We start from the raw sequence: 25,417 nt of genomic DNA on the forward strand, positions 1-25,417 counted from the left end.
GGCCACAAGGGGTACGTCAGGCGCCGGCCGGCGCGGCAACTTTCAGTCGCCCGGCCAGGTCGACCAACTGTTGCCAGTTGCCGTCGTCGAAAGGAACTCCCGAACGGGTTCGCTCGGCGAGCACGGCGCGCTCGGGATCGCCGGCCAGCGTAATGCGATCGACGCCATCGATCCGTGGACAGCCGCGAATAAACGTCAACAAGCCGCCCACCTCGTGGGCAAAATGCTCGCTGCCGCCGAAATGGCCGGGATCAGCCACGAGCATGAACACGCAGTTGCCGAGTTGTGTTTCCGGCACCTCGCGGGCACACAGCCCGCCGGAGAGAGCGCCCGAGAAGATCTCGACCATCACTCCCAGGCCAAAGCCCTTGAACGGCTGATCACCTCCCATCGGCCGAATCGAACCGGGCGGATCGCCGTAGAGCGAGCTGGGCTCGACCGTTGGTCGTCCTTCGCTGTCGAGCAGCCAGCCCTCGGGACACGACTGGCCGGCAATGCGCTTGACGCGCACCTTGCCCTCGGCCGTGGCGCTGGTGCCAAAGTCGAGCACCAGCGGTTCGTCGCCATGCGGCACCGCGAAGGCCAGCGGATTGGTGCCCAGGCGCGGAGATTTGCCGCCGGGCGGCGCCACGCGCCGCGTGGCACCGTGGGTATTGACCATCATCATCGCCAACATGCCGAACTCGGTCGCCAGTTCGCACCACTCGCCGAGACGTCCAACGTGGCCTGAGTGGATCATGGTGCCCACTCCCACGCCGACCGAGCGGGCCTTGGCGACGAGTCGCTCGGTGAGCTCGTGGGCCAGGACTTGGCCGAAACCCCAGTTGCCGTCGGCCACCAGCGTCGCGGCGCTTTCGCGGACGACGCTCAGCCGCGCTGCTGGACTGATCTCCCCCTTGGCCACCTGGTCGAGGTAATACGGGATGCGCATCACGCCGTGCGAATCGTGTCCGCGAAGATTGGCGTCGACCAGGCTCGTCGCCACGGCGCGGGCCTCGTCCGAACCGAGTCCCCCGGCTTTCAGCAGTTCGATGGCGAACAATTTCAGCGTCTTCGCGGGAATCTTCATGGCAAAGTGGTTTGACGAGTGCGGGATCGAATTTTCCGGGCGCGGTCGTTAGCATAACGGCAATCGGGGGTGTTCGACGATGACGTACGCGGCTGCCGTACCCCAAACGACGAACGATCGGGCGACGAACCAGCGGCCCTTTCTGACGGCCCGTTGGCAGTGGCTGCTGATGCTCAATTTCGAGGCGCCCGTCGAGGCGCTCACGGCTTGGGCGCCGCGCGGCACCGAGATCGACACCTGGGAGGGCCGGACGTACGTCAGCCTGGTGGCGTTTCGGTTTCTCGACACGATCGTCCGCGGGCTGCCGATCCCGTTCCACCGCCATTTTGACGAGGTCAATCTGCGGTTTTATGTGCGCCGCCAGGGACCCGAGGGCTGGCGTCGGGGCGTCGTCTTCGTCAAGGAAATCGTTCCCAGGTGGGCCATCGCCGCCGTCGCCCGGCTGATTTACAACGAGAACTACGTGGCTCGCCCGATGGGTCACGAGTTGGCGCTGCGCGACGGATTGCCGAAGCCCGGCAGCACCGTGGCCTATAACTGGCGGCAAGGATCGCGCGTCAGTCGCCTGGCAGCGGTCGTTGCGGGTGGTCCGGCTCCGCTCCTACCGGGCAGTCAGGCCGAGTTCATCGCCGAACACTACTGGGGCTATGCCCGTCAACGTGACGGCGGAACCATGGAGTATCGCGTCGAGCACCCGCCGTGGCGTGTGCTGCCGATTGAGCAGCCTCGGTGCGAGATTGACGCGGCCGACGAATACGGACAACCGTTCGCCGCCTGGCTGGAACGGCCGCCCGTTTCGGCGTTCTTGGCCGAAGGCTCTCCGGTCGTCGTGCGGCGCGGTGTGCGGCTGATATGACGACGGGGCGATGCGGCGCTTAGGGCTAGCTGCCGCTGATCGCACCGACCAACGCCGTGATCAGCCAGACCGTCAAGGCCAGCGACCCGACGAGGGCCATCAGGACCACGGCGGCTGCCGCGCCGACGATCAGCCAGTCGCGACGCCGCGCCCGTTTCAGTTCGCGGGGCGACGCCGTGAGATGGCGACGCAGCAACCGCACGTTTTTCTGATTCGACTTCCAGCCGACGTCGAACAGGTCGCCAGCCAGCGGTACTGCGCCGCCCAACAAATCGACGGCCGTGTTGGCGACCATGCGCAGAATCGTTACACGGGGCACGCCGCGCTGCGCAGCAACCTGCAGGATGTAGAGCGCCGCCACCGTGGTCAGCACGTCGCCCAGGCCAGGGATCAGGCCCAACAGCGGGTCGAGACCGAAGCGGACCCCCAAGCCTGGGATCTCGAATGCGCTATCGCTCCAATAGGCAACGAACTCGGCGCGCCGCAGATCGTCGTCGCCGTGGTCGAACATGGGTTCGCCGTCGACAAGTTCGGGCTCGATTGGCGCCGTGCGAAGATTTTGGTTCATAAACGGATTCTACGCAGCCCGGGCAGATCGGGTTGGCGCAATTCGCTGTCAGTCGAGCGACCAGCCGTGCTGGCGCACCGCTTCGTAGAGGATCACCGCGGCCGCGTTCGACAGGTTCAGGCTGCGTACCTGAGCCCGCACGGGAATCCGCAGGCAGCGCTTGGGGTGTGCGTCGAGCAATTCGCGCGGCAAGCCGCTCGATTCGGAGCCGAACACGAACACGTCGTCGCGCTGGAAACGGGCTCCGGCATAGGGCACCTGGCCGGTCTTGGTCAGGTACCAATACCGGTCCGGCGGGCCCAACCGTTCGACGAGCGCGGCCCAGTCGTCGACCACCTCCCAGACCAGGTGCTCCCAGTAGTCGAGCCCGGCTCGGCGCAGGTAGTAATCGTCGACCCGGAAACCCAACGGGCGCACGAGCCACAGCTTCGCACCGACGGCAACGCACGTACGGCCGACGCTGCCGGTGTTGTGAGGAATTTCCGGCTGGTGGAGCACGACATGCAGCTTGGGCTCGTACATCGCCGCATTGTAATCGCGCACGCTGGCCGGCGCGGCAGGCGGTCGGCTACATTGCCCGTGCAGTTGCATTCATTCGACGGGCCAGGTTGTCGATGGGTCTCGAAATGCCGCTTCTTCTTACCGCCGCGCAGCGCGCAAGTTACTGCCGGGCCGTCGACTTCGCCGCTGCGCAATTCGACGCAACCGTGCGCCGCTGGCCCGACTATTTCCCGGCCTATACGACCGCCGGCCGGTGGCATCACGCCGGCGAGTTGTGGACCGACTGGACGGGCGGCTTCCTGGCCGGCGCCATGTGGCAGCTCGAACGCCACACGGGCGACGAGGTCTGGCGCCAACGGGCAGAGCGCTACTCGCGCCTGCTCGAACCGCGGCAGCACGACCGCGCCGTGCACGATCTGGGCTTCGTGTTCTTGAACACCTATCGCCCCTGGTACGAGCGGACCGGCGATCCACGGTTGCAGGCAGTGTTGCTGACCGCCGCGCGCACGCTGGCGCTGCGATTTCGCGAGCGCGGACAGTATCTCTGCAGCTTTATCGGTCCGCAGTCGTTGTTCATCGACATCATGATGAACGTGCCGCTGATCTTTTACGGGGCCCAGGCAACGGGCGATGCCGAGTTGCTGCGCGTGGCCGAAGCGCATTGCCGCACGACGCGCGACCGGATCGTCAGGGCCGATGGTTCGACGGCGCACGAGGGGCTGTTCGATCTCGAGTCGGGCGCATTCCTGGGTGAATCGACGCACCAGGGGCTACGCGGCGACAGCCGCTGGGCCCGGGGACTGGCCTGGTCGCTCTACGGTTATAGCCAGTGCTATGCGCTGACGGGCAACGACGAATGGCGCGAGGTGGCCGAGCGCAACGCCGCGTTCTGGCTGGCGCGGCTGCCGGCCGATGGCGTGCCCTACTGGGATTTTGACGCCGACCTCTCGGCGCCGTTGCCCTGGGGACCGCAAAAGGACAGCTCGGCCGCCGCCATCGCCGCCAGCGGACTGTTGCATCTGGCCGGGCACTCGTCGAGCGAGGAGCGTGCCGAGCCCTATCGAACGACGGCCTTGCGCATGCTCGATGCCCTCACCGGCAGCGAATATCTGGCCGCGGGAGTGCCCGGCTGGGAAGGCAGCCTGCGACACGGCGTATATCACACCGCCAAGGGCCTGGGCGTCGACGAATCGGTGATGTGGGGCGAATTCTTCTTTCTCGAAGGTCTGTTGCGAGCGCTGGATGGTGATTGAAGCGGTGCTCGCGCTGGAGCCGCGTCTTCGAGTTCATACATGCGTTACGTCAACGAAGCGAAATGAAGCTGCGCAAAGCGATCTCGACGTTGATTGCCCTCATCGTTCTGCTGGCTGTCACGCGCAGCCTGGCAAGCGATCGGATTGCACTCGGCTCGGCCAGTTTTCAGTTTGTCGATCGGCTAGGGAATGCCGACAAGCCGATCGTTGTGTGGACGCATGCTCCCCGGGCCCTCAAGCCCAAATCGGCCATCGTGTTTGTCATGCATGGCATGCGCCGAAACGGCCGGGAGTATCGCGATCAATGGGTGCGACACGCCGAGGCCCAGCGATTCTTGCTGATTGTTCCCGAGTTCTCCGAGCAAGCGTACTCGGACGAGGCGTATCAGCGCGGCAACATGTTCGACGACCAGGGCCGCGCAATTGACCCGACAAAGTGGACCTTTACGGCCATCGAGCACCTGTTCGATTACGTTCGCGAGGCGGCCGGAAACCGCTCTGAGCAATACTACTTGTATGGACATTCGGCCGGTGGCCAGGTGGTGCAGCGGCTGGTCATGTTTTTGCCTCAGGCGCGCTTCAAGCGGGCGATCGCCGCGAATCCCGGTTATTACACGCTCCCCGAAGCCGGTGCATTTCCCTACGGTCTAGATGGCACGACCGCGAGCGACGAGACGCTCAGGCAAGGCTTTGCACGCGACTTCGTCTTGCTGTTAGGCGACGCGGACACCGATCGCGACGACCCCAATCTGCGCAAAACGGCCGAGGCCGACCGGCAGGGTCAGCATCGCTTCGAGCGGGGCCAGTTTTTCTTTGAACGGGCCCGGCAGCGCGCGGCCGCGCTCGACGCCGACTTTCATTGGCAGAAGCGGACCGTGCGTGGAGCCGGACATTCGGACAAGCAGATGTCTCAGGCAGCGGTTACGGCCCTGTTTGCCCGCTAGGTCGTCGACAAACAGGCCGCTCAGGGAATCTCGACCAAGGGCAGCGGATCGGACCAGGCGACCGACTTCAGCTCTTCGTCGCTGGGGTTCTCTTTGTCGACGATTCTCGTCACGCGATCCAAATACTCTCGCGGCGTCGCAATCGACAGTCGCACGATCTTCTTCGGCACCAGATGAACGACCTGTTCGTTGGGCTTCGGCCGCGGGGGTTCGTAGCGCCGCTGGCTTTGCTCGTTGAGACGGAATTTCCAGAGGCGGAACAACAGCGAATCGCTTGGTTCGAGAAACGAGCCGCCACCCCCGCCCCCAAGGCCGCCGCCAGAACCACCCTCGGGCACAATGGTCAGCCGCGCGATCACAAAATAGCGTCCCGACGGCCAGGCGAGCGTTTCTGAACCGAATCTCAAAATCCGGTCCGTGTCGAGCTCGTGAACCGCTGCGTGCCTCGAGAAGCCCAGTGCTATGGACGGGCCCATTGCGGGGAACGCAGGCGGTTGCGTTGCCAAGTTCGGCGACCAGGGCAACGCCCATAGATCGAGTGGAATCACTTGCAGGTCCCAGACGATGGGGACTTTCACGGCGTTTCCGACGTCGAGCGGTACATCGCGTGAAAGTTCAATCTCAAGCTGGCCGCCAAGGAGTTCGACGTCCATTTCGATCGCGTGGTGCAATGTGGGTAAGGTGATCGGCGCGCTTTGGACGTTGAAGATTGGCCGCATACGCTGCCACCCAGGGAAGGCGCCCTGATTTCCCACGACCTCAGGATTGCCGGTGCCAATCAGCGGCGCAAGTACGGCATAAGTGCCCGGCGGCAAGATTCCGCTGCAAAAGCGTCCTTCCTGGTCCGTTGTCAAATTGGCAAAGACTTCGAGCGAAGGCAAAGCCCTGATTTCCACCCCCGTCCCGACCGCTGGTTGGTCCGGACTGCCGAGGTAAAGCCGGCCGGTGATTTCGCGCTGGCTCTGGTCGTTCTGGGCAGCCAGGATTTCGCGTTGTGCGGCGGCCAGTGCCGACAGGTCGCTGGTGACTCGCGACATCTGCATCGATAACAGGCACAACACGGACGTGGTCGCAACCATCACAATGAACAATGCGGCGCGTAGCATGATTTGCCCTCCAGCGTTGATCCACCAACATTGCCAGGTAACCCAAGTGAAATTGCCGAACTGTCGCCGGGCCGCATCCTCGGGATCGGTCGCGCCGCTTTGCTGCGCGGCGGCGGTCGCCAGCGCCAGATGATCGGCCAGCTCGGCGGCAATCCGAGCCCGCACGTTGCCGGGTTCGCCAACGGTTACTTCCGAGTCGGGAACTGTGGGCCTCGCATCATCCGACATACGCCAAACCCAGGATGCGATTGACGGCGGCCGTGAATGCGGACCACTCTTTGCGCCCCGCTTCGAGTTCCTTCCGCCCCTGTGCGGTCAGCTGGTAATACTTTCGCGGCCGGCCTTCGGGCGAGTCGCGCCAATTCGCGGCCAGCAGCCCGCGTTTTTCCAGGCGATGCAAGGCGGGGTACAGCGTACCCTCCTGGGTGAGTAAGGCGCCGGCACTGCGCCGTTCGATGGCCTTGGCGATCTCATAGCCGTAGGTGCGCCCCTCGGCGATGACTTCGAGGACGACCGTCTCTAATGCACCACGGAGCAAGTCGGCGTTCACGAGCCTGGGTCCCTTCTTGATCTGCATCCGCAAGCGGTCGCCGACCGTGTCGGTCGAACATGCCTTGCGTGTCTAGGTATAATGATACCTATGCTGGCCAGGTATGCAAGCGAGAAGTTGGACAAGGTGCCACCCGCTCCCCGAACGCGCGGTAAGGCGATAAACTGTGGTTGCGGCCCAATTCGCGGTTCGATTTGGCCCGGCGCGCAGCGCGAGTTCTTGCTGGAGCAATCTCTTGGAAATCACGCGTAATCCCACCCGGCCGGTGCGGGTTGGCACGGTTACCCTGGGCGGTGGGCACCCGATTGCCGTCCAGAGCATGACGGCGACGCACACGCAAGATGTCGCGGCGACCGTGGCACTGGTGAACGACCTGCAGGACGCCGGGGCTGACGTGATTCGCATCGCCGTCGACAGTCAGAAGGACGCCGAGGCGCTGGCCGAAATCCGCCGGCAGACGACGGCCAACCTGTCGGTCGATCTGCAGGAAAATTATCGGCTGGCCGCGGTGGTCGCGCCGAGCGTCGACAAGATTCGCTACAACCCGGGCCACCTCTACCACCACGAACGGCAAAAGCCCTGGCAGGACAAGGTGCGGTTTATCGCCGAAGTGGCGGCGGCCAACGACTGCGCGCTACGCGTGGGCGTCAATTGCGGGTCGGTCGATCCAGCCCAGCTCGAGAAATTTGCCGAGGACGACTCGATCTCGCCGATGCTGGAAAGTGCCTGGGAGCACTGCGAACTGCTCGACTCGATCGGTTTTGCGCGCTATGTCGTCTCGCTCAAGGATTCGGACCCGCGCAAGGTGATCGAGGTCAACACCCGGTTCGCCGCGCAGCGCCCTGACGTACCGCTGCACTTGGGCGTGACCGAAGCCGGCATTCCGCCCGATGGAATCATCAAGACCCGGATCGCGTTCGAGCAGTTGATCAGCCGCGGCATCGGCGACACGATCCGTGTGTCGCTTACCGTGCCCAATCCGCGCAAGCGCGAAGAGATCGCCGCCGGGCGGCAAATTCTGGCCGATATCGCCGCCGGCCGGGTCCGCTCGGTCGTCGACTACGGGCTCAGCACGCTCAACATCATCAGTTGCCCGAGTTGCTCGCGGGTCGAGAACGAAGCGTTCGTCGAGTTGGCCCAGCAGGTCAAGGCGATGACCGAGTATGCCCGCGATCACGCCTTGACGATTGCCGTGATGGGCTGCCGGGTGAACGGTCCCGGTGAAACGGACGACGCCGACCTGGGCCTGTGGTGCGGGCCAAAGTTCGTGAATCTCAAGCGCGGCGCCGAGGAGCTGGGCGCATTTCCGTACGATCAGATTCTCGATCGGTTGCGCGAGGAGCTCGACGCGCTGATCGCCCAGCGCTCGCCGGCGGGGGCCTGAGCTACGGGGCGGCCGTTCCATTGCCCGCCAACAGGCGCAAGTGCTCGACCAGCACCGGCTCGGGTTGCGGCAGCACCGCCGCCAGCCGGGGCGCGAAGGGCACCGGGTCGTTGCTCGAGCGCAAGGATTGTAGATAGTCGCAGAGCACTTGCCGCAATTGCGGCGGGCCGTGCAGCATCAGGTGGACCCAGGCCCAGCTCTCGGCATAGTAGCGTTGCGTCATGTCGGCGACGGCCGTGATCGATTCGAGCCGCGCCAAGAACGGTCGCCATTGGCCCGCGGCCAGCGCGGCCGAGAGCTCGGCGACGTGGGGCCGATTCAAACCTCCCGCGCCGCGGGCCACTTCGAAGTACTCGGCCAAGCCCTCGTCGAGCCATAGCGGGATATTCGGTACGACCGCGTGCAGGTAGCCGTGGGCCACTTCGTGCCGCAAGTCTTCGGCCACTCGGTCGCCCCATTGCGCGTAAACCGCTAATTGGGTGTCGGTCTCGATAAAGAACGCACGGCGCTCGGGAAACTCGGGAAACTCGAGCGCCAGAAACCGCGAGAACTCTTGTGGAGTGTCGAACAGGTAAACGTGGATCGGTTCGTCCGAACGCGGCAGCGTCAAGAGCTGGCTGAGCTGGTCGCGCTGATCGGTCAATTCCTTCAGCAGCCGGTGATTGGCCGGCAGCGGGTTTTCGCTGTGCACGACTAGTTGGCCGGTGACCAGCGCATGGCGCGCGGGCAGGATCGACGGCGCGTGCAGCGTATTAACGCAGCCCACCGCTTGGACCGTGGCCAGCACCGCGACGATCGCCCGGGCGACGGCCGTTGCCGCAGGGGATTGGCGCGCGCGGCGTTTCACGCAGGCACCTCGATGTGGGATGAAAAGTGCGGGCGCGGCAGGTCCGTGCGTCGCCCCTCGCGCCAGGCGGTGGCATCTTCGATGATGCGTACGAATCGCGCGCCCCACACGCTCACGTCGAATTGCTCTGCCACGCGCGCCCGGCCGGCGTCGCCCATCTGCCGGCGCAGCACCGGGTCCTGGGCCAGGGTGCGAATCGCGTCGGCCCACTGTTGCGGCGTATCGCACAAGAACCCCGTCACCTCGGGTACGACGATATCGCGATGCGGCCCCACCGAGTTGGCCACGACCGGCAATCCGGCAGCCATGTATTGCAAGACCTTCAAGCCGCATTTGCCGCGGCTCCAAGGATCGTTTGGCAGCCAACTGATGCCGACATCGGCCGAAGCGATCTCGGCCGCTTCGGTCGCGGCCGACCACTTGCGCTGCACCACCTGGATTTCACCAAAGCGGGGGAAGACGTCACTGATCACTCGCAGCTCGATGCCAGGACATTCGTGGGCCACGGCCTCGAGCGCCGGACGCGCGCAGTCGAGGCAAGGCAACGTGCTCCGCTGGCCGATCCAGACCAGCGATACGGCCGTTCCAGCACGCCGCGCGGCCAGCGGATAGAGGTTCAGATCCACGCAGGTGGGCACGCGCACCACGCGCTCGGCCGCGACGATGCACTCGGCCTGGTCGGCCAGGTAGGTGTTGCCCGCGATCACGGCGTCGGCCGCGGTGATCGTCGACCAGAACCGCGTCATCCGCGACCAGCTCCAGGTGCCCTTGGGCGAGTAGCTGTCGCGGTGAAAGATTGCGTCGTCGAAATCGTAGATGAGTGACCGTGCCGATTTCCGCAGCAGCAACAACTGGCTGAGCGGCAAGAGCCTGCGCTGAATCAGGACGGCGTGGTAGCGGCGCGCCGCTCGCAGTTGGGCGAGCCGGTGCCAGAGCCGTCCGTCGAGCGGTTGGGCTTCGAGTTCCCAGCCCGCTTCCGCCAGAGCGCCGCAAAACGCGGCGATTCGATAGCGATAGCAGACGTGTTCGGGGGCTTCGATAAGCGCCAACAGGCGTTTCACTAAGGTCCTCCCTGACCGAAGCGTACCGGGGCGGCGGACGGCGCAGGGAATCTAACCTTTTACCCGTCAACCACAAAGGTCAGCGTAGCGCGACGGTTCGCGAGCGCATGGCTCGACAACGGCATCTCAGCCAACGAGACTGGTGTCTCGGCGATCTAGGAAGACTGGGTGAGCAGGGTCTGCGACATGAACGACAAGCAACAGGTGCCTGGCCAGCGGTTTCTTGCCGTGCTGCTCGTGGCGCAGGCGCTTTCGATTGGTTGGGGGGTCCGCGGGAACTGGGGGCACGAATACGGTGCCATGATTCCCGGCGCCTTGGCTGCCATGGCTGCGGTGCTCGTTTCGGCCCGCGACGATTGGCAGCGGCGGATCGCCTACTTCGCCTGTTTTGGCGCCCTGGGTTGGTCGTTTGGTGGGCAGATCTCCTACATGATGGTGATCGGCTACACGCACTCGGGCGACTTTCCCTCGACGCTCTACGGCTTTGCCGGGCTGTTCTTGATCGGCTTTATCTGGGGGGCGATGGGCGGCGCGGGAACGGCCCTGCCGGCTGGTTTCAGCCGCGAGCGGATGACCGAGCTGTTCGTGCCGATCGGCTGCGTGTTCGCGGCCTGGTGTGTCGAGGACCTGTTGCTGCTGCTGGGCAGCGGCCCCTACGCCACGACGGTCGATTCGTCGAGCGTGTGGGGGCAGTTCCTTGAGCGGTTCCATTACGATCGCGCGCTCGATTGGTACGACACGGATTGGTTCTCGGCCGTGCTGGCGCTCGTCGCGATCTGCTTGTTTGCGTTGATCCAACGCGGCGCGTGGCGCTCGCGCGAGTTCTTGGCCGCTACGGTCGTAGGGGTCATCGTCGGCCACTTGCTGTTTTCACTGCTGGGCTGCGAGCTGCCCCGGCCGTATCGCCTGCCGCATGCCGAACTCTACAACTGGGGCGGCCTGGTCGGCGGCACCCTGGCGGCCACCTATAGCTTGCTCATGCTCCGCAAGTTCGACCGCGCGAGCGAGCTGGTGGTGTTCATGGGGCTTGGCTGGTTGCTGGGCTTGTTGCTGCTGGTCGAAATCGGCGGACTACGGATGACCCCGCCGCGCGGAGATAGCTGGGCGGGGGCGCTGGGCATGACGGTCGGGATGTTCGTCTACCTGCTGCGGCAGGGCCAACTGCTCGTGGCCTGGGGCGGCCTGTTCGGCGGATTGTTCGGCGGCCTCGGGTTCGCCGGAGGCTCGCTCATCAAGCTGCTGGGCATGACCAGCGGCTATCACACCAACTGGCACAGCGTGCTCGAGCAATCGTTCGGCTTCATCTCGGGCATCGGCATCGCACTGCTCACGGCCTGGCTATCGACGACAGCGCCGCGCGCCGAAGACGAGCCGCCCACGCGTCGTTGGACAGAGCTGGCAGCCGTGTTGTTTACGATCCTGGTGATTCCCTACGTGAACATTCGCAAGAACCTCTGGACCGCGTGGCTGAACGACGCCGACAGCAACCCGGCAACGCCGACCTATTTGCCCGAGGAGATCTACGGCATTTCGACATACACCTGGTTTCATCTGGCCTATCTGGCCCTGGGGTTGGCGGTGGTGGTGCCGCTTTTGGCTCATTACCGCGGTCGCCGCGTGGCACTCATGCAAACCAGTTGGCTCGGGCGCGGTCAATTGCTGTTCGTGGTGTTCTTGTGGTGGATCGTGATCGGCAACCTGACGCGGCTGGTGCCGTTCAACCCGCAACGGATGGTCACTGAAGGGGTGATTCACGTGCACGCCTGCATCTGCACGCTCTTGGCGCTGGTCCTGCCCGTCGCCGGCCAGACGGTCGCGCGCCGCGCGGCGCCCGATTGGGGGCGACTTGCCATGCGGACCGCGTGGCTCACGTTGCTGGCGGCCGCCTTGATGACGCTGTTCGCGTCGATCGTGGTGCGTTCGATTTATTTCGATCACCACGCGGGGGAAAGCAAATTGTTGATCCGTTTTGGTCCACACAACACCAACGCGAAAGAGTGGTCGCCCGAGGAGCTGGCCGAGGATGCGGCACGGGCGAAACCCACGGCGCAGCCGTCGGGCAAGCGCTGAATTGTCCACGGCTGGTTCGCCGGTGGCGCACATCGAATCCTTGGGCGCGCCTGGGGGCTTTTGAAGCAGGGCTGCTTGGGTCAAGTCACTTCCAGATGAGTTCTACCGTGCGACATCCAAGCCGGGCCGCTGGAAATGGAAAGAGCTGAAGGTTAGCTGCTGCGTACAGCTTCCCACCCCGCCTCGAACGCCGCTCTGATCAGCAACATTCCTCGATCATCCACGTTCTGGAGGTACTGGGACCATTCGGCCCAGGCGGCCTCCAGCTCGGCCGAGTCGGGCATCTCTTTCACCGACGCGGCGCCGATGCGAGCTGGATCGACATGAGGGTCGAGGTTGTGCTCGTGATCGCGCAACAGGCCTTCGTTTGCAAGGCCAAACTTGTGCACGAACTTGGCGAGCGCTTCTGGATCGTCGGGGTGGCCACAACGGCAGGGAGGATCGGCCCGATTTCGCCTTGCGCCGCATCCCAGGCAACGCATGCAGTTCGGACAAATAGCGCTGGTGACACGAATCACCAGGTCACAACCAGGGCAACGGACAAGGGCTGCCTTGTTCATACCGCGATTCTACTGCGCGGCCGTATGCGAAGCCCGAGAATCTGCATTCTCAATGAGCCAGTACCCCGTTCGCCCCGTTCGACAACTCTGCCCGCGGTTCGTTACACTTGCCGCTCTTGGCCCCGGGAGCAAGAGTTGCGTGACCGCGCAGGGCGATGATTGGCAGCACGAGTTTGTCTCGACCGGCGACGTGCGGTTGCACGTCGTCCTGGCCGGTCCACCGTCGGGACCGCCCGTCATCTTGCTACATGGCTTCCCCGAGTTCTGGTACTCCTGGCGGCACCAGATCGACGACTTGGCGCGGGCCGGTTATCGAGTCGTCGCGCCCGACCAGCGCGGTTACAACCTGAGCGACAAGCCCGCGCGGGTGCGCGATTACACCGTCGAGACGCTGGCCACGGACGTCTTCAACCTGGCCGATGCCCTGGGCTTGCAGCGGCCGGCGCTCGTGGGGCACGACTGGGGGGCGGCGGTCACCTGGTGGGCGGCGCTGCGGCATCCTCAGCGCCTGAGCAAAATCGCGATCCTGAACGTGCCGCACCCGATCGTCATGGCGCGGGCGCTGCGTAAGAGTTGGGCGCAGTTGCGCAAGAGCTGGTACGTGTTTTTCTTTCAGCTCCCCTGGTTGCCCGAGCGCGGCTTGACGCGCGCCGAGGGCCGGGCGATGGCCCGCGGCATCCAGAAGACGGGCCGCGCGGGGGCCTTCACCGTCGACGACCTGCCGCGCTATCGCGAGGCCTGGCTGCAGCCGGGCGCAGCGACCGGCATGATCAACTGGTACCGCGCTGCGGTGCGCTATCCCCTGCCCCGGCTCGAGTCGATGCGCGTCAGCATACCGACGCTGATCATCTGGGGGGCACAGGACCAATTCCTGGGCCGCGACATGGCCCAAGCGAGCGTCGAGCTGTGCGATGCGGGCGAGCTGCGCATGATCGAGGAAGCGACGCATTGGGTGCAGCACGAGGAATCCGCGCGGATCAATCCTTGGCTGATCGACTACTTGCGTCCCTGAGTTGTTGGGAAAGGACGAGATGGGGAATTCTGAATTCGACTACCGCGGACCGATCAAGCTGATCGTGTTCGATTGGGCCGGGACCACGGTCGACTACGGTTGCTTTGCGCCGGTGCGGCCGTTCGTGGGTGTGTTCGGGGCGGCCGGCGTCGAGATCACGCTGGCCGAGGCCCGAGTGCCGATGGGCATGCACAAGAAGGATCACATTCGCGCGCTGGGTACCCAGCCCGAAATCGCCCGGCGCTGGTCGCAACGCCATGGCTGTGCGTTCACCGAAGACGACGTCGAGCGGCTCTACCTCCAGTTGCAGTCGCCCGAAGTGGCACGCAGCATTACCGCCGCCAGCACGATGATCCCGGGTGTCGTCGACTGCGTCGGCCAATTGCAGGAGCGCGGGATCAAGATTGGGGCGACGACGGGTTACTTTCGCCAGGCGGCCGATCCGGTGCGCGAAGCGGCCGCGGCCGCCGGGTACCGGCCCGATTGCAGCCTGTGTGTCGACGACGTGCCTGCCGGTCGCCCCGCTCCTTGGGGTATGTTCAAGATCATGCAAACGCTCGATGTCTACCCGCCGGCGGCCGTCGTCAAGGTGGGCGATACGCTGCCGGACGTCGGCGAAGGACGCAATGCGGGGGTGTGGACCGTGGGGGTCACACGTACCGGGAACGACTTGGGCCTGAGCGAGGCCGAGACGCTGGCCCTGCCTCCGGCCGAGTTGCGGCGACGCGTCGACGAAGTGGGCGCGCGATTGCTGGCGGCCGGGGCCCACTTCGTGATCGACTCGGTGCCGCAGATCCTCGAATTGCTGCCCGAGATCGAGGCCCGGTTGGCCCGCGGCGAGCGGCCCTGACGAGCGGCGATCCTGACAAACTGCGGCCCCGTTACGAATCGATCGGTTTGCCCGCTTGCACGAAGGACCTTGCCGATGGACGACGATATCCCCTACCTGCTGCTCACGCCGGGACCGCTGACGACGTCGAAGACGGTCAAGCAGGTGATGCTCCGCGACTACTGCACCTGGGACGACGACTACAACGGCATCGTTCAGGACATTCGCCGGCGGCTCGTCGGCCTGGCCAGCCCTGACGATCCAGACCGTGCTACGGCCGTGCTGATGCAAGGTAGCGGCACGTTTTCGGTCGAAGCGACGATCGGATCGGTCATCCCGCCCGACGGCAAGCTGCTGGTGGTCAACAACGGTGCCTATGGCAAGCGCATGGCGCAGATCGCCAAGCGGTTGAACATCGCCTGCCACGAGCTGGTGCAATCGGAGATCGAACCGGCCGACCTGGAGCGCTTGGAAACCGCCTTGCGCGACGATCCGCGGATCACGCACGTCGGCCTGGTGCATTGCGAGACCAGCACGGGCATGCTGAACCCCGCGGCCCAAGTCGGCCGGCTGTGCGCACAGTATGGCAAGCGTTTCATTCTCGACGCGATGAGCTCGCTGGGTGGCATTCCGCTCTCGATGCAGAGCGTAGGGGCGCAGTTCGTCGTTTCGTCGGCAAACAAGTGCATTCAGGGCGTGCCCGGGTTCGGGTTCGTCGTGGCCGACCGCGCGCTTTTGGAGCAAAGCAAAGGCTGGGCCCGGTCGCTGAGCCTCGACCTGTACGACCAGTGGTTCGAAATGGAGCACAAGGGGGGCAAATGGCGCTATACGTCGCCAACGCACGTCGTGCGCGCCTTTGCCCAGGCGCTGGCCGAACTGGCGGCCGAAGGGGGCGTCGAGGCGCGGCACCGCCGGTACGTGGAAAACCATCGCCGGCTGGTCGAGGGACTCACCCGGCTGGGCTTTCAGCCGCTGCTGCCGGCCGAGTTGCGCTCGCCGATCATCACTTCGTTCCTTTACCCGCCCGATCCGCGGTTCTCGTTCGACGCCTTCTACGACGCGATGAAGCGGCGGCGGTTCGTGATCTATCCCGGCAAGGTCAGCGATGCCGACACGTTCCGCATTGGCACGATCGGGCACGTCTTTCCGGAAGATATCGACCAACTGGTCGTTGCGACGCGCGAAGCGGTTGCCGAACTGGGGGTCGAGCTGCGCGGCGGGTCACATCAGCCGGCCTGAACGACCGCAGTGCTGCTACCCCTTGCGGAACACGCGGCCGCGTTCGATCTCGGCGAAGCCGAGCTTAGTGAAGAGCTTTTGCGCGCCGAGGTTGCCTTCACTGATCTGCACCTCGACGAGCCCGAACCGCAATTGCTGCAGGTGCTTGAGCGTTTCGGAAACCAGGGCCGTCGCATACCCCTGATGGCGCTGGGCAGGATCGGTCGTCAGATCGATCAGGCCGGCCGCGTGCACGCCCCAACTCGAGCCGAGCGGCTCGATCGCCCAAACGGTGCAGGCCGCTAAAGGGGCGCCCCCGGTCAGGCCGTGCAGCTCGAACCGCATCCGGTCGAAGCTCCCAAAGGTGCAGGCGTCCCACCAGCTGCGCGTGGGCGGATCCTCGATCGTCTGCAGGTTCGTCTGGCGGCGGATCTGGATCTGCTGGCGATCGACCGGCGGTCGGAAGCCGGGCAGCTCGCGCTGCAAGATCAGCGTGCGGCCGACCTCGATGTAGCCCGCCGCGCGGTAGAGCCGCTGCGCGTCGGCGTCGGAATCGATGACACCGGGCAGGTCGCTGCCGCCATACAGGCCCAGGTAGAACGGGATCAGCGGCCGCACGCCGCCGCCGAACAGCACCTTAGCACCGCGGGCCTGCAGGTAGGCTTCGCTGCGTGCGAGCAGCTCGGAACCGATCCCCAGCCGGCGATGGTCGTGCCGGACCATCAGCATGCAAGTCACGCCCTCGCGGATCGAAAGGCCGGTCTCGTTCTCGTTCGGGCCGAAGCCAGCGTGCACGTAGCCGACCGGCTCGGTGCCGTCGATGGCGACGATCAGACCTTCTCGGTCGAAGTAGGGTTTGCTGAGGACAAACTGGTCGAAGATCTGCGGCGTGATGGCCTGCGCCCGCCCGCGCTCGACGGCCCGCGCGCGCCAGATGTCGACGATCGCCGGGGTATCCGTGTTGCGAAAGGGACGGTACTGAATCACGCCGGCGCCTCGCGAGGCTGTGATCGACACGAAGGACAACAAGCAACCGCGGGGAGGTCTAGTCGGGGCCGAGACGCACGAAGACGTCGTCGCCCTCGACGCGCACTTCCAGAGCAGGCTGCCGGATGGTGGGGCTGATCTGGTGCTGCCCGCTGCGCACGTCGAACTGCCAACCGTGCCACGGACAAGTCACGACGCAGCCTTCTAATTCGCCGCGACCCAGGGGGCCGCCCTGGTGCGGGCAGACGCCGTCCAAAGCGTACACCTCGGTCCCTATTCGGAATAGGGCCACCAGGCGGTCGCCGGCAACGCATTCGAACCCCGTTTGCTCTGGCAAATCGCTCAGCGACGCCACGCGCAGCCACTGGCTCAAGACACACGACCCTCGACAGGTTCCCGCAGGGGGCTGTTCCAGAAACGGGCGATTATAGAGATCAGTGCCAGAGTTGCGAACCGTGCGTGCGCGAAAAAACGCATCACAGCCGGTTGCGCAGGCCAAGTTGTCGCACACGGCCCCGGACGTCAGGCCGCTTGCTTGTCGGCGGCGGCGGCTTTACCGCGTTTGACCCGCGGTTTCCACCGCCGATGCAGCCACCAATACTGCCCTGGCTCGCGGCGAATCATCGTCTCGATGTGACGCGTATACCACTGCGTCAGTTCCTGAACGCCGGCCAGGTGAGCGTCGCCGCGCGTCGGGTCGGCGAGTCCCTCGAGTCGCATGCAAAAGCGCATCGGACGATCGAGCCGGCGCGTCGAAGCGACCGCCACGGGAGCCTCGTGTTCGAGGGCCAGCAGTGCGATGGCCTTGTGGGCCGAGGCCGGGCGGCCGAAAAAATCGACCCAGCAGCCTTTCTGGCCGGCGTGCTGGTCGGCCAACAGGCTCACCGCCCCGCCCGCGTCGATCGCCGCGATCAGCTCCTCGTAGCCGCCCTTTTTGGCGACGATCTTTTGACCGGTGCGGCGGCGAAAGGTGTTCACGAAGCGGTCCAAGTAGGGGTTGTCGAGCTTGCGGGCCACGGTGTGCGAGGTGAACCCCAGGATCCCGAGCAGGTAGCCTGCGGCCTCGAAGTTGCCGAAGTGCCCCGTGACGATGATCACCGGGCGGCGGCTCAGCAGGATGTGCGTCAACGCGCGATGGTTCGACAGCGTGAGGAATTCGCGCCAATTGATGTCGTGCACCTTGCGGGGCAAAAGCGCGACCTCGCCCACCAGTAGCAACAGGTGTTCCCACATGGCGCGCGCCAGCAGGCGGCGCTGGGCGTCGGAGTATTCCGGAAACGCTTGCGTCAGGTTCTCGAGCACCACGCGCCGGCGAACACGCAGCACATCGGACAGGATCCAGGCCAGCGGGCGGGCCACCGCGGCCCAAGCATCGATGGAGATGGCCTGCAGCACGCAGACGATCGTGCGAATGCAAAGGTAAACGAGGAAATCGACGGGGCGAAATGACACGCACAGGCCTCCTTGCCTGTCAGGTCCGGAACCGCATGATCCAACGTACGGCGCATGATCCAATGTGCGGCATTGTCGCGCGCCGCGGTAAGACCGGGGAAGAGCGACTTTCCCGCGAAATGGCCCGGCCGGCGGCTATTTCTTCCGTCGCTTGCGGGCCGCCAGCGGCGGATCGGACTTGAGCGGCAACAGGACTGGCTTCCCGGTTTCCGCGGCCTTGTAGATGCCCAAGATGATTTCAACGGCCCGGCGCCCCTCGGGACCGTCGACGCTCGCGGCGCGGCCGGCATCGATTGCCGCCAGCGTATCGCGAAACAGGGCCGCATGGCCGTGATGGCCGATGGCTGCCGGATCGCTGGCACCGCCCCCACCGGAGCGGCGCTGTTCCATGCCGCGCTTGATGGCGGCATCGCGGCGGCCTTTGGCAGCGAAGTCCCAGCGCACGAGGTCTTCCTCCTCGAGCGCTGCCGAACCTGTGGAGCCGTGCAGCTCGATCCGCTTGAGATAGCCGGGATACGCGGCGGTGCTCGCCTCGATCGTGCCCAGCGCCCCGTTGTCGAACCGCAACGTGGCCACGGCGGTGTCTTCGACGGCGATCCGCTCGTGGGCCAACAGCGCACATTGCGCGCGGATTTCGACGACCGGGCCCATCAGCCACGCGAGCAGATCGACGCTATGAATGGCCTGGTTCATCAGGGCCCCGCCGCCGTCGAGTTCCCAGGTGCCGCGCCAGGCCCCACTATCATAGTACGACTGCGGGCGGAACCATTTGACGTAGGCATCGCCGAGCGTGAGCTTGCCAAAGCGGCCTTCGTCGACTGCACGCTTGAGCTCGATGCTCGAATGGTGAAACCGCGAGGGAAAGATCGTGGCGACCTGTACTCCGGCCCGGCTTGCGGCGTTGATGATGGCGTCGCATCGCTTGAGGGTGATCTCCAGCGGCTTTTCGACGATCACATGCTTGCCGGCGCGGGCCGCGGCCACGGCCGGTTCCATGTGAGCGCCGCTGGGAGTGCCGATCACGACCACGCTGATCCGCGGATCGGCCAGCAGCGCGTCGAGGTCCGCGAAGGCCTGGCACCCAATCTCGGCCGCCAGCTTCTCCGCGGCGGCCGGCACGGCGTCGCAGCAGCCGATCACCTTGGCCCCGCGGCAATCGCGAATGGCGCGCGCGTGGAATCGAGAAATCATGCCGCAACCGATGATGCCGAAGCCGTGTGCCATGGAATGCGCGTGCAAGCTGCTCAGGGGGAGAAACGGGCGTCCACGAAGGACGTGGAGTATACGAACGGAGCGGCGCGCGGGCCAGCCGGTACGCCGACTAGGACGAGGTATTCGACTGGAGCAGCAACATCAGCAGGCTCGTGGCGTTCAGGCAAGCGTGCGCGATCACGCTGGGCCACAGCCGATGGGTGCGCTGGTAGAGGTATCCGAGCACCATCGCCAGGAGGAATAGCGGTACCGGATCGGGCCCATGGCTGAAGTGCGCCGCTGCGAAGAGCGCACTGCTCACCAGGATCGGCGCAGCGGCATAGACGCCGATGAGACGCGGCGCGGGCAATGGCATCTGGTCGCTCGCGCCGGGCCGCGCCAAAGAGTCGCTCTGCGGCGACTCAGAGGGGTTTTCCGACGCCGGGGCGTGCTCCAATGACGCTCGGCCGGCCGGCGGTTCGGATGGCGCCGCAACGGTCGGTAGCGCCGCAGCGGGCGCGGGTTCCGTTGTCGCCGCGAGTTGGTAGCGCAGGGCCACGTTTTCGAGCCACCCTTGCAGCAGGCACCGGAACAGGAATTCTTCGGCCAAGGGCGCGACGATCACCGCCGCCACGAACAACACGGCGATCGTCAGCATCATGTTCGCCGGGTCCTGCTGTTCGAGCCACAGCTTGGCCAGCGGGTGCTCCGAGGGGAAGAATTGCGTGAGCTGGAGTTGAATCAAGTAGACCGGCGCCGCAATCGCGAGAAAACCGAGCACGCCGCGGCCCAGGTCGCTCGGAAACCGGGCCAAGGTCAAACCGATGTCGGTCGTCGTGGCTCGCGAAACCGCGCGCACCAAGACCACGCCGATCAAGAACGTCACCAAGCTCAGCGCTACGGCCAAGGCGGCGCCGGCCAGCGAGTCGACATCGGGAATCACCACCTCGTCGTCCAGATGCACCTCGGAGCCCTGGGCGAGCGCACGCAACGACGCCGCCAGCCAAACCGCGCCGCCGGCGGCAAGCTGGATGGTGAAAAAGACCAAGACGAGCAGCAGCAACTCGGCCCCACCCCAGGGGACGCCGCGCCGGGGTTCGTAGGCAATCAGTTCCTGACCGCGGAGCACTCGCGCGAACGAGATCGCGACCGTCGCCAGACTAGCCGCAATCAGGACCACGAATAGAACGGCTAGCAAGTAGGAGGGTTCGACTAGCATCCAGCGATTCTCAAGGCCAGCAGCGGGGCCAGCGGCGAGCCGAGTTTGCCTGCGGCGATCTCACGCACGCAGCAGGCCGATGGCCGTGCGCACATAGGCCACGCCCGAGGCCACGGTCGCTACGACCGCGGCCCAGACGCTGACCATGAGCAGCCAGGCGAGCCAGGTGGGCACCGTCCCCTGCGAGTGCAAGTGCAGGGCCAACAGGCTCACCGACGCGGCGACGCACTGCAGGACCATCTTGAGCTTGCCCGAAAACTGTGCCGAAAAATCGGCGCCGCGCTGCTCCAGAAAGCTGCGCAGGGCGGTGATCAGCAACTCGCGTCCGACGACTACGACCGACATCCATGCCGCCACGCCCGAGGCCGGTGCCGACGACAGGTAGATGAACGTCCCGCAGATGATCACCTTGTCGACGAACGGGTCGAGAATCCGCCCCAACATGGTCACCAGCCCGTATTTCCGGGCAAAGTAGCCGTCGAGCCAGTCGGTCGACGCCGCGAGAATGAACAGCACGAACCCGGCCAGGTAGAAGCCATAGCTCAGGAGCACAAACAAGACCACGGACAACACCAGCCGCGCAATCGTCAATTGATTGGGCAGGTTGAAAACCGTAGCCGGAAGTTTGGTCTTGGTGCCGGCGGACATGGTCAATCGTCCCCTCGGGCAATCGGTGCCCACGGCCACGAAGGCCAGGGGCCGCCGAGGACGGGGATCTATCGAGCGGGCCCCACCGCGGCGGCAATTAAATCATAATCTTTGTGCCCGACAATTTCACAGGCGACGAATTGTCCCGGGCGCAACCCCCGGCCGGTGACATAAACGACGCCGTCGATGTCGGGAGCGTCGGCATAGGTCCGCCCGACGTAGGCCCGTTTTTCCCCGGGCACCGGTGCATCGAGCAGGACGTCGAGCTTGCGCCCCTGCTGCGCGGCGTTGAACGCGAAGGCGATCTCCTGCTGGATCGCCATCAAACGGTCGCGACGCTCTTGCTTGACTTCTTCCGGCACGTGATCGGGAAGCCGTGCCGCGGGAGTGTCGGGCTCGAGCGAGTAGGTAAACACGCCGACCCGCTCGAATCGCTGGGTTTCGACGAACTCCATGAGTTCGGCAAACTCGGCCTCGGTTTCCCCTGGGAATCCGGTGATAAACGTCGTGCGCATCACCAGCCCGGGAATTGCCGCACGCAGCTTGGCGAGCAACGTTTCGGTCTCGGCCCGCGTCACACGCCGGGCCATCCGCCGCAACATCGAGTCGTGGGCATGCTGCAAAGGCATGTCGAGATAGGGCACGATTTTCCGGCTGCCGGCGATGTGCGCGATCAACTCGTCGCTGAAATACATCGGATACAGGTACAGCAGTCGAATCCAGTCGAGTCCCTCGATTTTTTCGAGCTCGACGAGCAGGTCGACCAGCCGTGGCCGACCGTACAGATCCAGGCCGTAATAGGTCGTATCCTGCGCGACGATGTTCAGCTCGCGGACACCGTCGGCTGCCAGTTCGCTGGCCTCGGCCACGACCGCTTCGATCGGCTTGGTGGCATGCTTGCCGCGCATCTTGGGAATCGCGCAAAAGGTGCACAGCCGGTCACATCCCTCGGAGATTTTCAAATAGGCGAGGTGTCGCGGTGTGATGCGCAGCCGGTTGCGATCATCGAGCGGAGTGCTCGGCGCCGGGCTGAAGACGGTCCGCTGTTCGGTCATCCGGCCCAACAACCGGTCGGCCACCTTGGTCACCTGCTCGCGCCCAAACACCCCGACGAGGTGGTCGATTTGCGGGCAGCGGTCGAGCAGGGCCTCTTTCTCGCGTTCGGCCAGGCAACCCGACACGATCACGCCCCGGGTGCGTCCTTCCGCCTTCAGGGCGAGCATCTCCTGGATGGCGGAAAACGATTCCTCGCGGGCTCGTTCGATGAAACCGCAAGTGTTCACGACGACGAAGTCGGCCCCGTCCGGCTCGGGAACCAGTCGGTAGCCGTCGAGTTGCAACAGTCCGAGCATCCGCTCGCTGTCGACGAGGTTTTTTGGACAGCCGAGGCTGACAAAGGCGTACGTGCCCTTGATGTGGCCTGGGGCAGACTTCGCGGGGGCGGACTTCACGGGGTGCTAATTTCAAGTCACACGGAAAGTTGCGTCAAAGACTGCATCGTATCCGAGAAGGCGCAGATCGACGAGGGAGTGCGGCCGCGCGGCGTCCTTCCGCGCAGCGACGCGATGCCTACGGAATGTTGTTGACAGGGCGTGACAGCTTGTTAGTGTAAATATGTTCACTATCTGCTACTGAGTTGAACAGGGATGGGGCGCAATGTACTCCGGCGAAGAATATGCGGCAGCCTTGGACGAGGCGGCCTACGAGGCGCTCGACGCGGCGGGGATCGATCGGCCACCGGTCGACGCCCTGCACGTTGCCCAGCGGCTCGGCATGGTCGTGGCCTGCGACCGGCGGCAGAACGCACGGGCGCGGCTGGTGCGCCTGGCGCGGCGCGACCAATCGACTCGGTCGGCCATCTTGCTGCGGGCCGAGCCGCGGAGCGAACGGCGGCAGTTTGCCGTGGCCCATGAGATTGGCGAACACCTGTCGGCGGGGCTGTTTTCCCGCCTCAATGTCGATCCGTGCCAGCTGGCACCGCCGCTGCGCGAGGGCGCGGCCAATCATCTCGCGGGGCGGCTCTTGCTGCCGACCGACTGGTTAGCCGTGGCGGCCCTGGCCTGCGATTGGGACCTCGTACGGCTCAAGCAGCAATTCAACACGGCGAGTCACGAGCTGATCGCGCGGCGGATGCTCGATTTTTCGACGCCGGTGGTGATTACCGTGCTCGATCAAGGCGCGCAGTCGTGGCGGTCGAGCAATGTTTGGGGAGCCCTGCCCCTTTGGTCGGATGATGAACGATGCTGCTGGCGACAAGCCCACGAATCGGGCCAACAGTCCGAATGTTCTGAACGCAGCGGACGGGTCCGCGCCTGGGCGATTCATGAGCCGCAGTGGAAACGCGAGATCGTGCGGTTCGAGCCGAATCGGATGGATGTCGACGACGATCCGCTGGTCGACTCGCTGTTGCCCACCGAGCAATGGACCGTCGTCTAACGCGCGGTCGCGCGTGAGTGCGCGGGCTGCGCGCCGGCCGTGGCCCCTCGCGCAAGACGAGCCAGGAGCCAGAGCAACTCGTCGATCAAGAACGGCTTCGAAACGATCGCCGCTGCGCCCAGAGCGCGCAACGACCGCACGTCTTGCCAGCGGGGAAACCCAGCCAGCGCCACGATGGGGACCGATGGGACCCGCCGTCGCAATTCAGCCAGTTCTTGCAAATCTTCGGGTGACCGGGCGTCCCAAACTACGCCGTCGAGCCGGGGGGCATCCAGTTCGGCCGCCGTTGAGCCATACCCCGCCAGCGCGCGGCGCAGCAGCGAGTGCATTTCGAAATCCGCGCTCGCAACCGCGATGCGCAGGCGACTGTCCGGCTCTCCTGGATTGAGATCGGCCAGCAGCCGGTCTTCCTCTTGCGCCGTGGCTGGCAATCCCCAAACAGGGACGTCACCTTGCTCGAACGACTCGCAATCGCGCGGCCACTGAATTGGCCACTGATGCCAGTAGACGCGAGCCGCACCGGCGAGCGGGCGGCCCGAGCGCAGCTCGCCTTCGCACCAGCTTCCCCCCAGCACGATCCACCGGGCCGCCGGCGCCTGGCGGCGCAGTCGTTCGATTGCTGCCGGTTCGTGTTGACTGGGACGAGCCTGGGCCAAGACGATCAGGTCGGGCGGTCCGCCGACGGCAATCTCCGCCGCGGCGGCGCGGATGCCCGGCACAAAGACCGCAGCCGCGCGCCGAGCGACGCCGGCGCAGGGTTGCCGAAACTCGGCCCGCCGCGCCGAACCGATCCACAGCAGACGGGGCATTGACACGCTGACGACTCCCTTCGCGGCCGGCCACGGTAGACGGTTCGCGTCAAACGGGCAACTGGCGTTCGCGCTCGTCGAGCAGCCGGCGGACGGCCTGCGGATCGGCGCACCCGCGCAGCGCTCCGAGGAAATCCGGCTCGCAGAGCAGCCGGCACAAGCGCGCGAGCGTCCGCAGGTGCTCGCGCTCGTCGGTCGAGCAGATGAGGAAGAAAATATCGGTCATGTGTCCGGCCGGATTGCCGAACGGAATGCCGTTGGGTGTGATGCCGAGGGCGAGCAGCGGCTGGGCCAGAATGCTCGGCATGGGTCGCCGGGGATGCAACAGCGCCACGCCCTGGTCGAGGGCCGTTGGATAAAGTTCCTCGCGCTGCTGCACCGTGGCCGTCATCTTTTCCGGATCCCAGAGATGCCCGGTGTTCGCGGCCAGCTCGACCATGCCGCGAATGACCGCGCCCCGTGTCCGCGCGGCCAACGGCAAGGCAATCGCCTCCGGCGCCAGCAGCGTCGTCAACAGCGGCTGCGCGTCGTCCGGCGCCTCGGGCCAAGGCGATTGCAGCACGGTCTCCATGTTCATCAATTCGGCGTCGGTCGAATGATGAATCTGCCGCTCCATCCACTGGTGAATCTCGGCCGGGGCGAATCGCCACGATCCGCCGACCTTGCGTCCCGGCAGCCGGTCCCGTTCGGCCATGCGCACGACGTCCCCCGGATCGAGCCGCAGGTATGCGGCCAGGGTTTCAATCGTGAAATCAGATTCTGCCATCGATCAATCGCCGGCCGGACGGGGTGCCGTGTTTCAAGGGGTGTGCAGAGCGAATTGTAGGCAATGGGGCCAACGCCAGGA

Annotated in this window: 26 protein-coding genes; 9 read left to right on the forward strand and 17 right to left on the reverse strand. The window is 65.3% G+C overall.

Features of this window, described 5'->3' with window-relative positions; translation table 11 throughout:
- Positions 1-16 precede the first annotated feature (16 nt).
- Positions 17-1,069, reverse strand: a complete 1,053-nt coding sequence (locus K1X74_08435) for an Ldh family oxidoreductase (GenBank protein ID MBX7166364.1) — start codon at positions 1,067-1,069, stop codon at positions 17-19.
- 79 nt (positions 1,070-1,148) lie between these two features.
- On the opposite strand from K1X74_08435, the gene K1X74_08440 reads away from it, so the two are divergent.
- Entirely contained in the window at positions 1,149-1,925 is a 777-nt protein-coding gene (locus tag K1X74_08440) for a DUF2071 domain-containing protein (GenBank protein MBX7166365.1), read from the forward strand.
- A gap of 25 nt (positions 1,926-1,950) precedes the next feature.
- Here K1X74_08440 and K1X74_08445 read toward each other — a convergent pair whose 3' ends face one another.
- The gene (locus tag K1X74_08445) at positions 1,951-2,493 is read right to left on the reverse strand and encodes a DUF4112 domain-containing protein (GenBank protein ID MBX7166366.1); all 543 of its coding nucleotides are present in this window, start codon (positions 2,491-2,493) and stop codon (positions 1,951-1,953) included.
- A 48-nt stretch (positions 2,494-2,541) separates the two neighbouring features.
- Complete coding sequence (locus K1X74_08450; protein MBX7166367.1) at positions 2,542-3,015, reverse strand: tRNA (cytidine(34)-2'-O)-methyltransferase; 474 nt, start codon at positions 3,013-3,015, stop codon at positions 2,542-2,544.
- A 104-nt stretch (positions 3,016-3,119) separates the two neighbouring features.
- Here K1X74_08450 and K1X74_08455 point away from each other — a divergent pair, with 104 nt between their 5' ends.
- Together K1X74_08455 and K1X74_08460 are read left to right on the forward strand one after the other, a co-directional pair.
- Entirely contained in the window at positions 3,120-4,247 is a 1,128-nt protein-coding gene (locus tag K1X74_08455) for a glycoside hydrolase family 88 protein (GenBank protein MBX7166368.1), read from the forward strand.
- Between the two features lie 62 nt (positions 4,248-4,309).
- Positions 4,310-5,191, forward strand: coding sequence for an alpha/beta hydrolase (locus K1X74_08460; protein ID MBX7166369.1), 882 nt, complete (start codon positions 4,310-4,312; stop codon positions 5,189-5,191).
- A 20-nt stretch (positions 5,192-5,211) separates the two neighbouring features.
- Here the strand turns inward: K1X74_08460 and K1X74_08465 are convergent, their stop codons facing one another.
- Entirely contained in the window at positions 5,212-6,462 is a 1,251-nt protein-coding gene (locus K1X74_08465) for a hypothetical protein (GenBank protein MBX7166370.1), read from the reverse strand.
- Between the two features lie 52 nt (positions 6,463-6,514).
- Positions 6,515-6,847, reverse strand: a complete 333-nt coding sequence (locus tag K1X74_08470) for a PadR family transcriptional regulator (GenBank protein ID MBX7166371.1) — start codon at positions 6,845-6,847, stop codon at positions 6,515-6,517.
- Positions 6,848-7,082: 235 nt separating this feature from the next.
- Between K1X74_08470 and ispG the strand changes: the two genes are divergently transcribed.
- Positions 7,083-8,231, forward strand: a complete 1,149-nt coding sequence (gene ispG, locus K1X74_08475; protein ID MBX7166372.1) for a (E)-4-hydroxy-3-methylbut-2-enyl-diphosphate synthase — start codon at positions 7,083-7,085, stop codon at positions 8,229-8,231.
- Position 8,232: 1 nt separating this feature from the next.
- On the opposite strand, the gene K1X74_08480 is transcribed toward ispG, so the two are convergent.
- Positions 8,233-9,078 carry a DUF1570 domain-containing protein gene (locus tag K1X74_08480; GenBank protein ID MBX7166373.1) on the reverse strand — a complete coding sequence of 282 codons (846 nt, stop codon included), beginning with the start codon at positions 9,076-9,078 and terminating at the stop codon, positions 8,233-8,235.
- Positions 9,075-10,139 carry a glycosyltransferase family 4 protein gene (locus K1X74_08485; GenBank protein MBX7166374.1) on the reverse strand — a complete coding sequence of 355 codons (1,065 nt, stop codon included), beginning with the start codon at positions 10,137-10,139 and terminating at the stop codon, positions 9,075-9,077. Before K1X74_08485 ends, K1X74_08480 begins: the two co-directional genes overlap by 4 nt.
- Before the next feature lie 168 nt (positions 10,140-10,307).
- Here K1X74_08485 and K1X74_08490 point away from each other — a divergent pair, with 168 nt between their 5' ends.
- Complete coding sequence (locus K1X74_08490) at positions 10,308-12,209, forward strand: hypothetical protein (protein MBX7166375.1); 1,902 nt, start codon at positions 10,308-10,310, stop codon at positions 12,207-12,209.
- 152 nt (positions 12,210-12,361) lie between these two features.
- Here K1X74_08490 and K1X74_08495 read toward each other — a convergent pair whose 3' ends face one another.
- On the reverse strand, positions 12,362-12,769 hold the full coding sequence (locus K1X74_08495; protein ID MBX7166376.1) for a hypothetical protein: 408 nt from the start codon (positions 12,767-12,769) through the stop codon (positions 12,362-12,364).
- A gap of 139 nt (positions 12,770-12,908) precedes the next feature.
- On the opposite strand from K1X74_08495, the gene K1X74_08500 reads away from it, so the two are divergent.
- From K1X74_08500 to phnW, 3 genes are all read left to right on the forward strand, one after another.
- Positions 12,909-13,781 carry an alpha/beta hydrolase gene (locus tag K1X74_08500; GenBank protein MBX7166377.1) on the forward strand — a complete coding sequence of 291 codons (873 nt, stop codon included), beginning with the start codon at positions 12,909-12,911 and terminating at the stop codon, positions 13,779-13,781.
- 19 nt (positions 13,782-13,800) lie between these two features.
- A complete protein-coding gene (locus tag K1X74_08505) occupies positions 13,801-14,631 on the forward strand; it encodes a phosphonoacetaldehyde hydrolase (protein MBX7166378.1) in 831 nt (276 codons plus the stop codon).
- A gap of 75 nt (positions 14,632-14,706) precedes the next feature.
- Positions 14,707-15,849 (forward strand): 2-aminoethylphosphonate--pyruvate transaminase, encoded by a 1,143-nt coding sequence (gene phnW, locus K1X74_08510; protein MBX7166379.1) that lies wholly within the window; start codon positions 14,707-14,709, stop codon positions 15,847-15,849.
- Between the two features lie 15 nt (positions 15,850-15,864).
- Here phnW and K1X74_08515 read toward each other — a convergent pair whose 3' ends face one another.
- The 7 genes from K1X74_08515 to rimO form a co-directional block, all read right to left on the reverse strand.
- The gene (locus tag K1X74_08515) at positions 15,865-16,815 is read right to left on the reverse strand and encodes a GNAT family N-acetyltransferase (GenBank protein MBX7166380.1); all 951 of its coding nucleotides are present in this window, start codon (positions 16,813-16,815) and stop codon (positions 15,865-15,867) included.
- Positions 16,816-16,873: 58 nt separating this feature from the next.
- Positions 16,874-17,188, reverse strand: a complete 315-nt coding sequence (locus K1X74_08520; GenBank protein ID MBX7166381.1) for a Rieske (2Fe-2S) protein — start codon at positions 17,186-17,188, stop codon at positions 16,874-16,876.
- A gap of 149 nt (positions 17,189-17,337) precedes the next feature.
- Positions 17,338-18,267 (reverse strand): lysophospholipid acyltransferase family protein, encoded by a 930-nt coding sequence (locus tag K1X74_08525; GenBank protein ID MBX7166382.1) that lies wholly within the window; start codon positions 18,265-18,267, stop codon positions 17,338-17,340.
- Positions 18,268-18,402: 135 nt separating this feature from the next.
- Entirely contained in the window at positions 18,403-19,491 is a 1,089-nt protein-coding gene (locus K1X74_08530) for a Gfo/Idh/MocA family oxidoreductase (protein ID MBX7166383.1), read from the reverse strand.
- Positions 19,492-19,588: 97 nt separating this feature from the next.
- Positions 19,589-20,677 carry a CPBP family intramembrane metalloprotease gene (locus K1X74_08535; GenBank protein ID MBX7166384.1) on the reverse strand — a complete coding sequence of 363 codons (1,089 nt, stop codon included), beginning with the start codon at positions 20,675-20,677 and terminating at the stop codon, positions 19,589-19,591.
- A 60-nt stretch (positions 20,678-20,737) separates the two neighbouring features.
- The gene (gene pgsA / locus K1X74_08540) at positions 20,738-21,325 is read right to left on the reverse strand and encodes a CDP-diacylglycerol--glycerol-3-phosphate 3-phosphatidyltransferase (GenBank protein ID MBX7166385.1); all 588 of its coding nucleotides are present in this window, start codon (positions 21,323-21,325) and stop codon (positions 20,738-20,740) included.
- 68 nt (positions 21,326-21,393) lie between these two features.
- Positions 21,394-22,776, reverse strand: a complete 1,383-nt coding sequence (rimO, locus tag K1X74_08545) for a 30S ribosomal protein S12 methylthiotransferase RimO (protein ID MBX7166386.1) — start codon at positions 22,774-22,776, stop codon at positions 21,394-21,396.
- Positions 22,777-22,981: 205 nt separating this feature from the next.
- Between rimO and K1X74_08550 the strand changes: the two genes are divergently transcribed.
- The gene (locus K1X74_08550; protein ID MBX7166387.1) at positions 22,982-23,761 is read left to right on the forward strand and encodes an ImmA/IrrE family metallo-endopeptidase; all 780 of its coding nucleotides are present in this window, start codon (positions 22,982-22,984) and stop codon (positions 23,759-23,761) included.
- On the opposite strand, the gene K1X74_08555 is transcribed toward K1X74_08550, so the two are convergent.
- The gene (locus tag K1X74_08555; GenBank protein ID MBX7166388.1) at positions 23,758-24,576 is read right to left on the reverse strand and encodes a hypothetical protein; all 819 of its coding nucleotides are present in this window, start codon (positions 24,574-24,576) and stop codon (positions 23,758-23,760) included. The genes K1X74_08550 and K1X74_08555 overlap by 4 nt on opposite strands.
- 43 nt (positions 24,577-24,619) lie before the next feature.
- Complete coding sequence (locus K1X74_08560; protein MBX7166389.1) at positions 24,620-25,336, reverse strand: PTS sugar transporter subunit IIA; 717 nt, start codon at positions 25,334-25,336, stop codon at positions 24,620-24,622.
- Between the last annotated feature and the right edge of the window lie 81 nt (positions 25,337-25,417).

It is taken from the genome of Pirellulales bacterium (genome assembly GCA_019694435.1).
In the GTDB taxonomy this organism is placed as follows: Bacteria; Planctomycetota; Planctomycetia; order Pirellulales; family JAEUIK01; genus JAIBBZ01.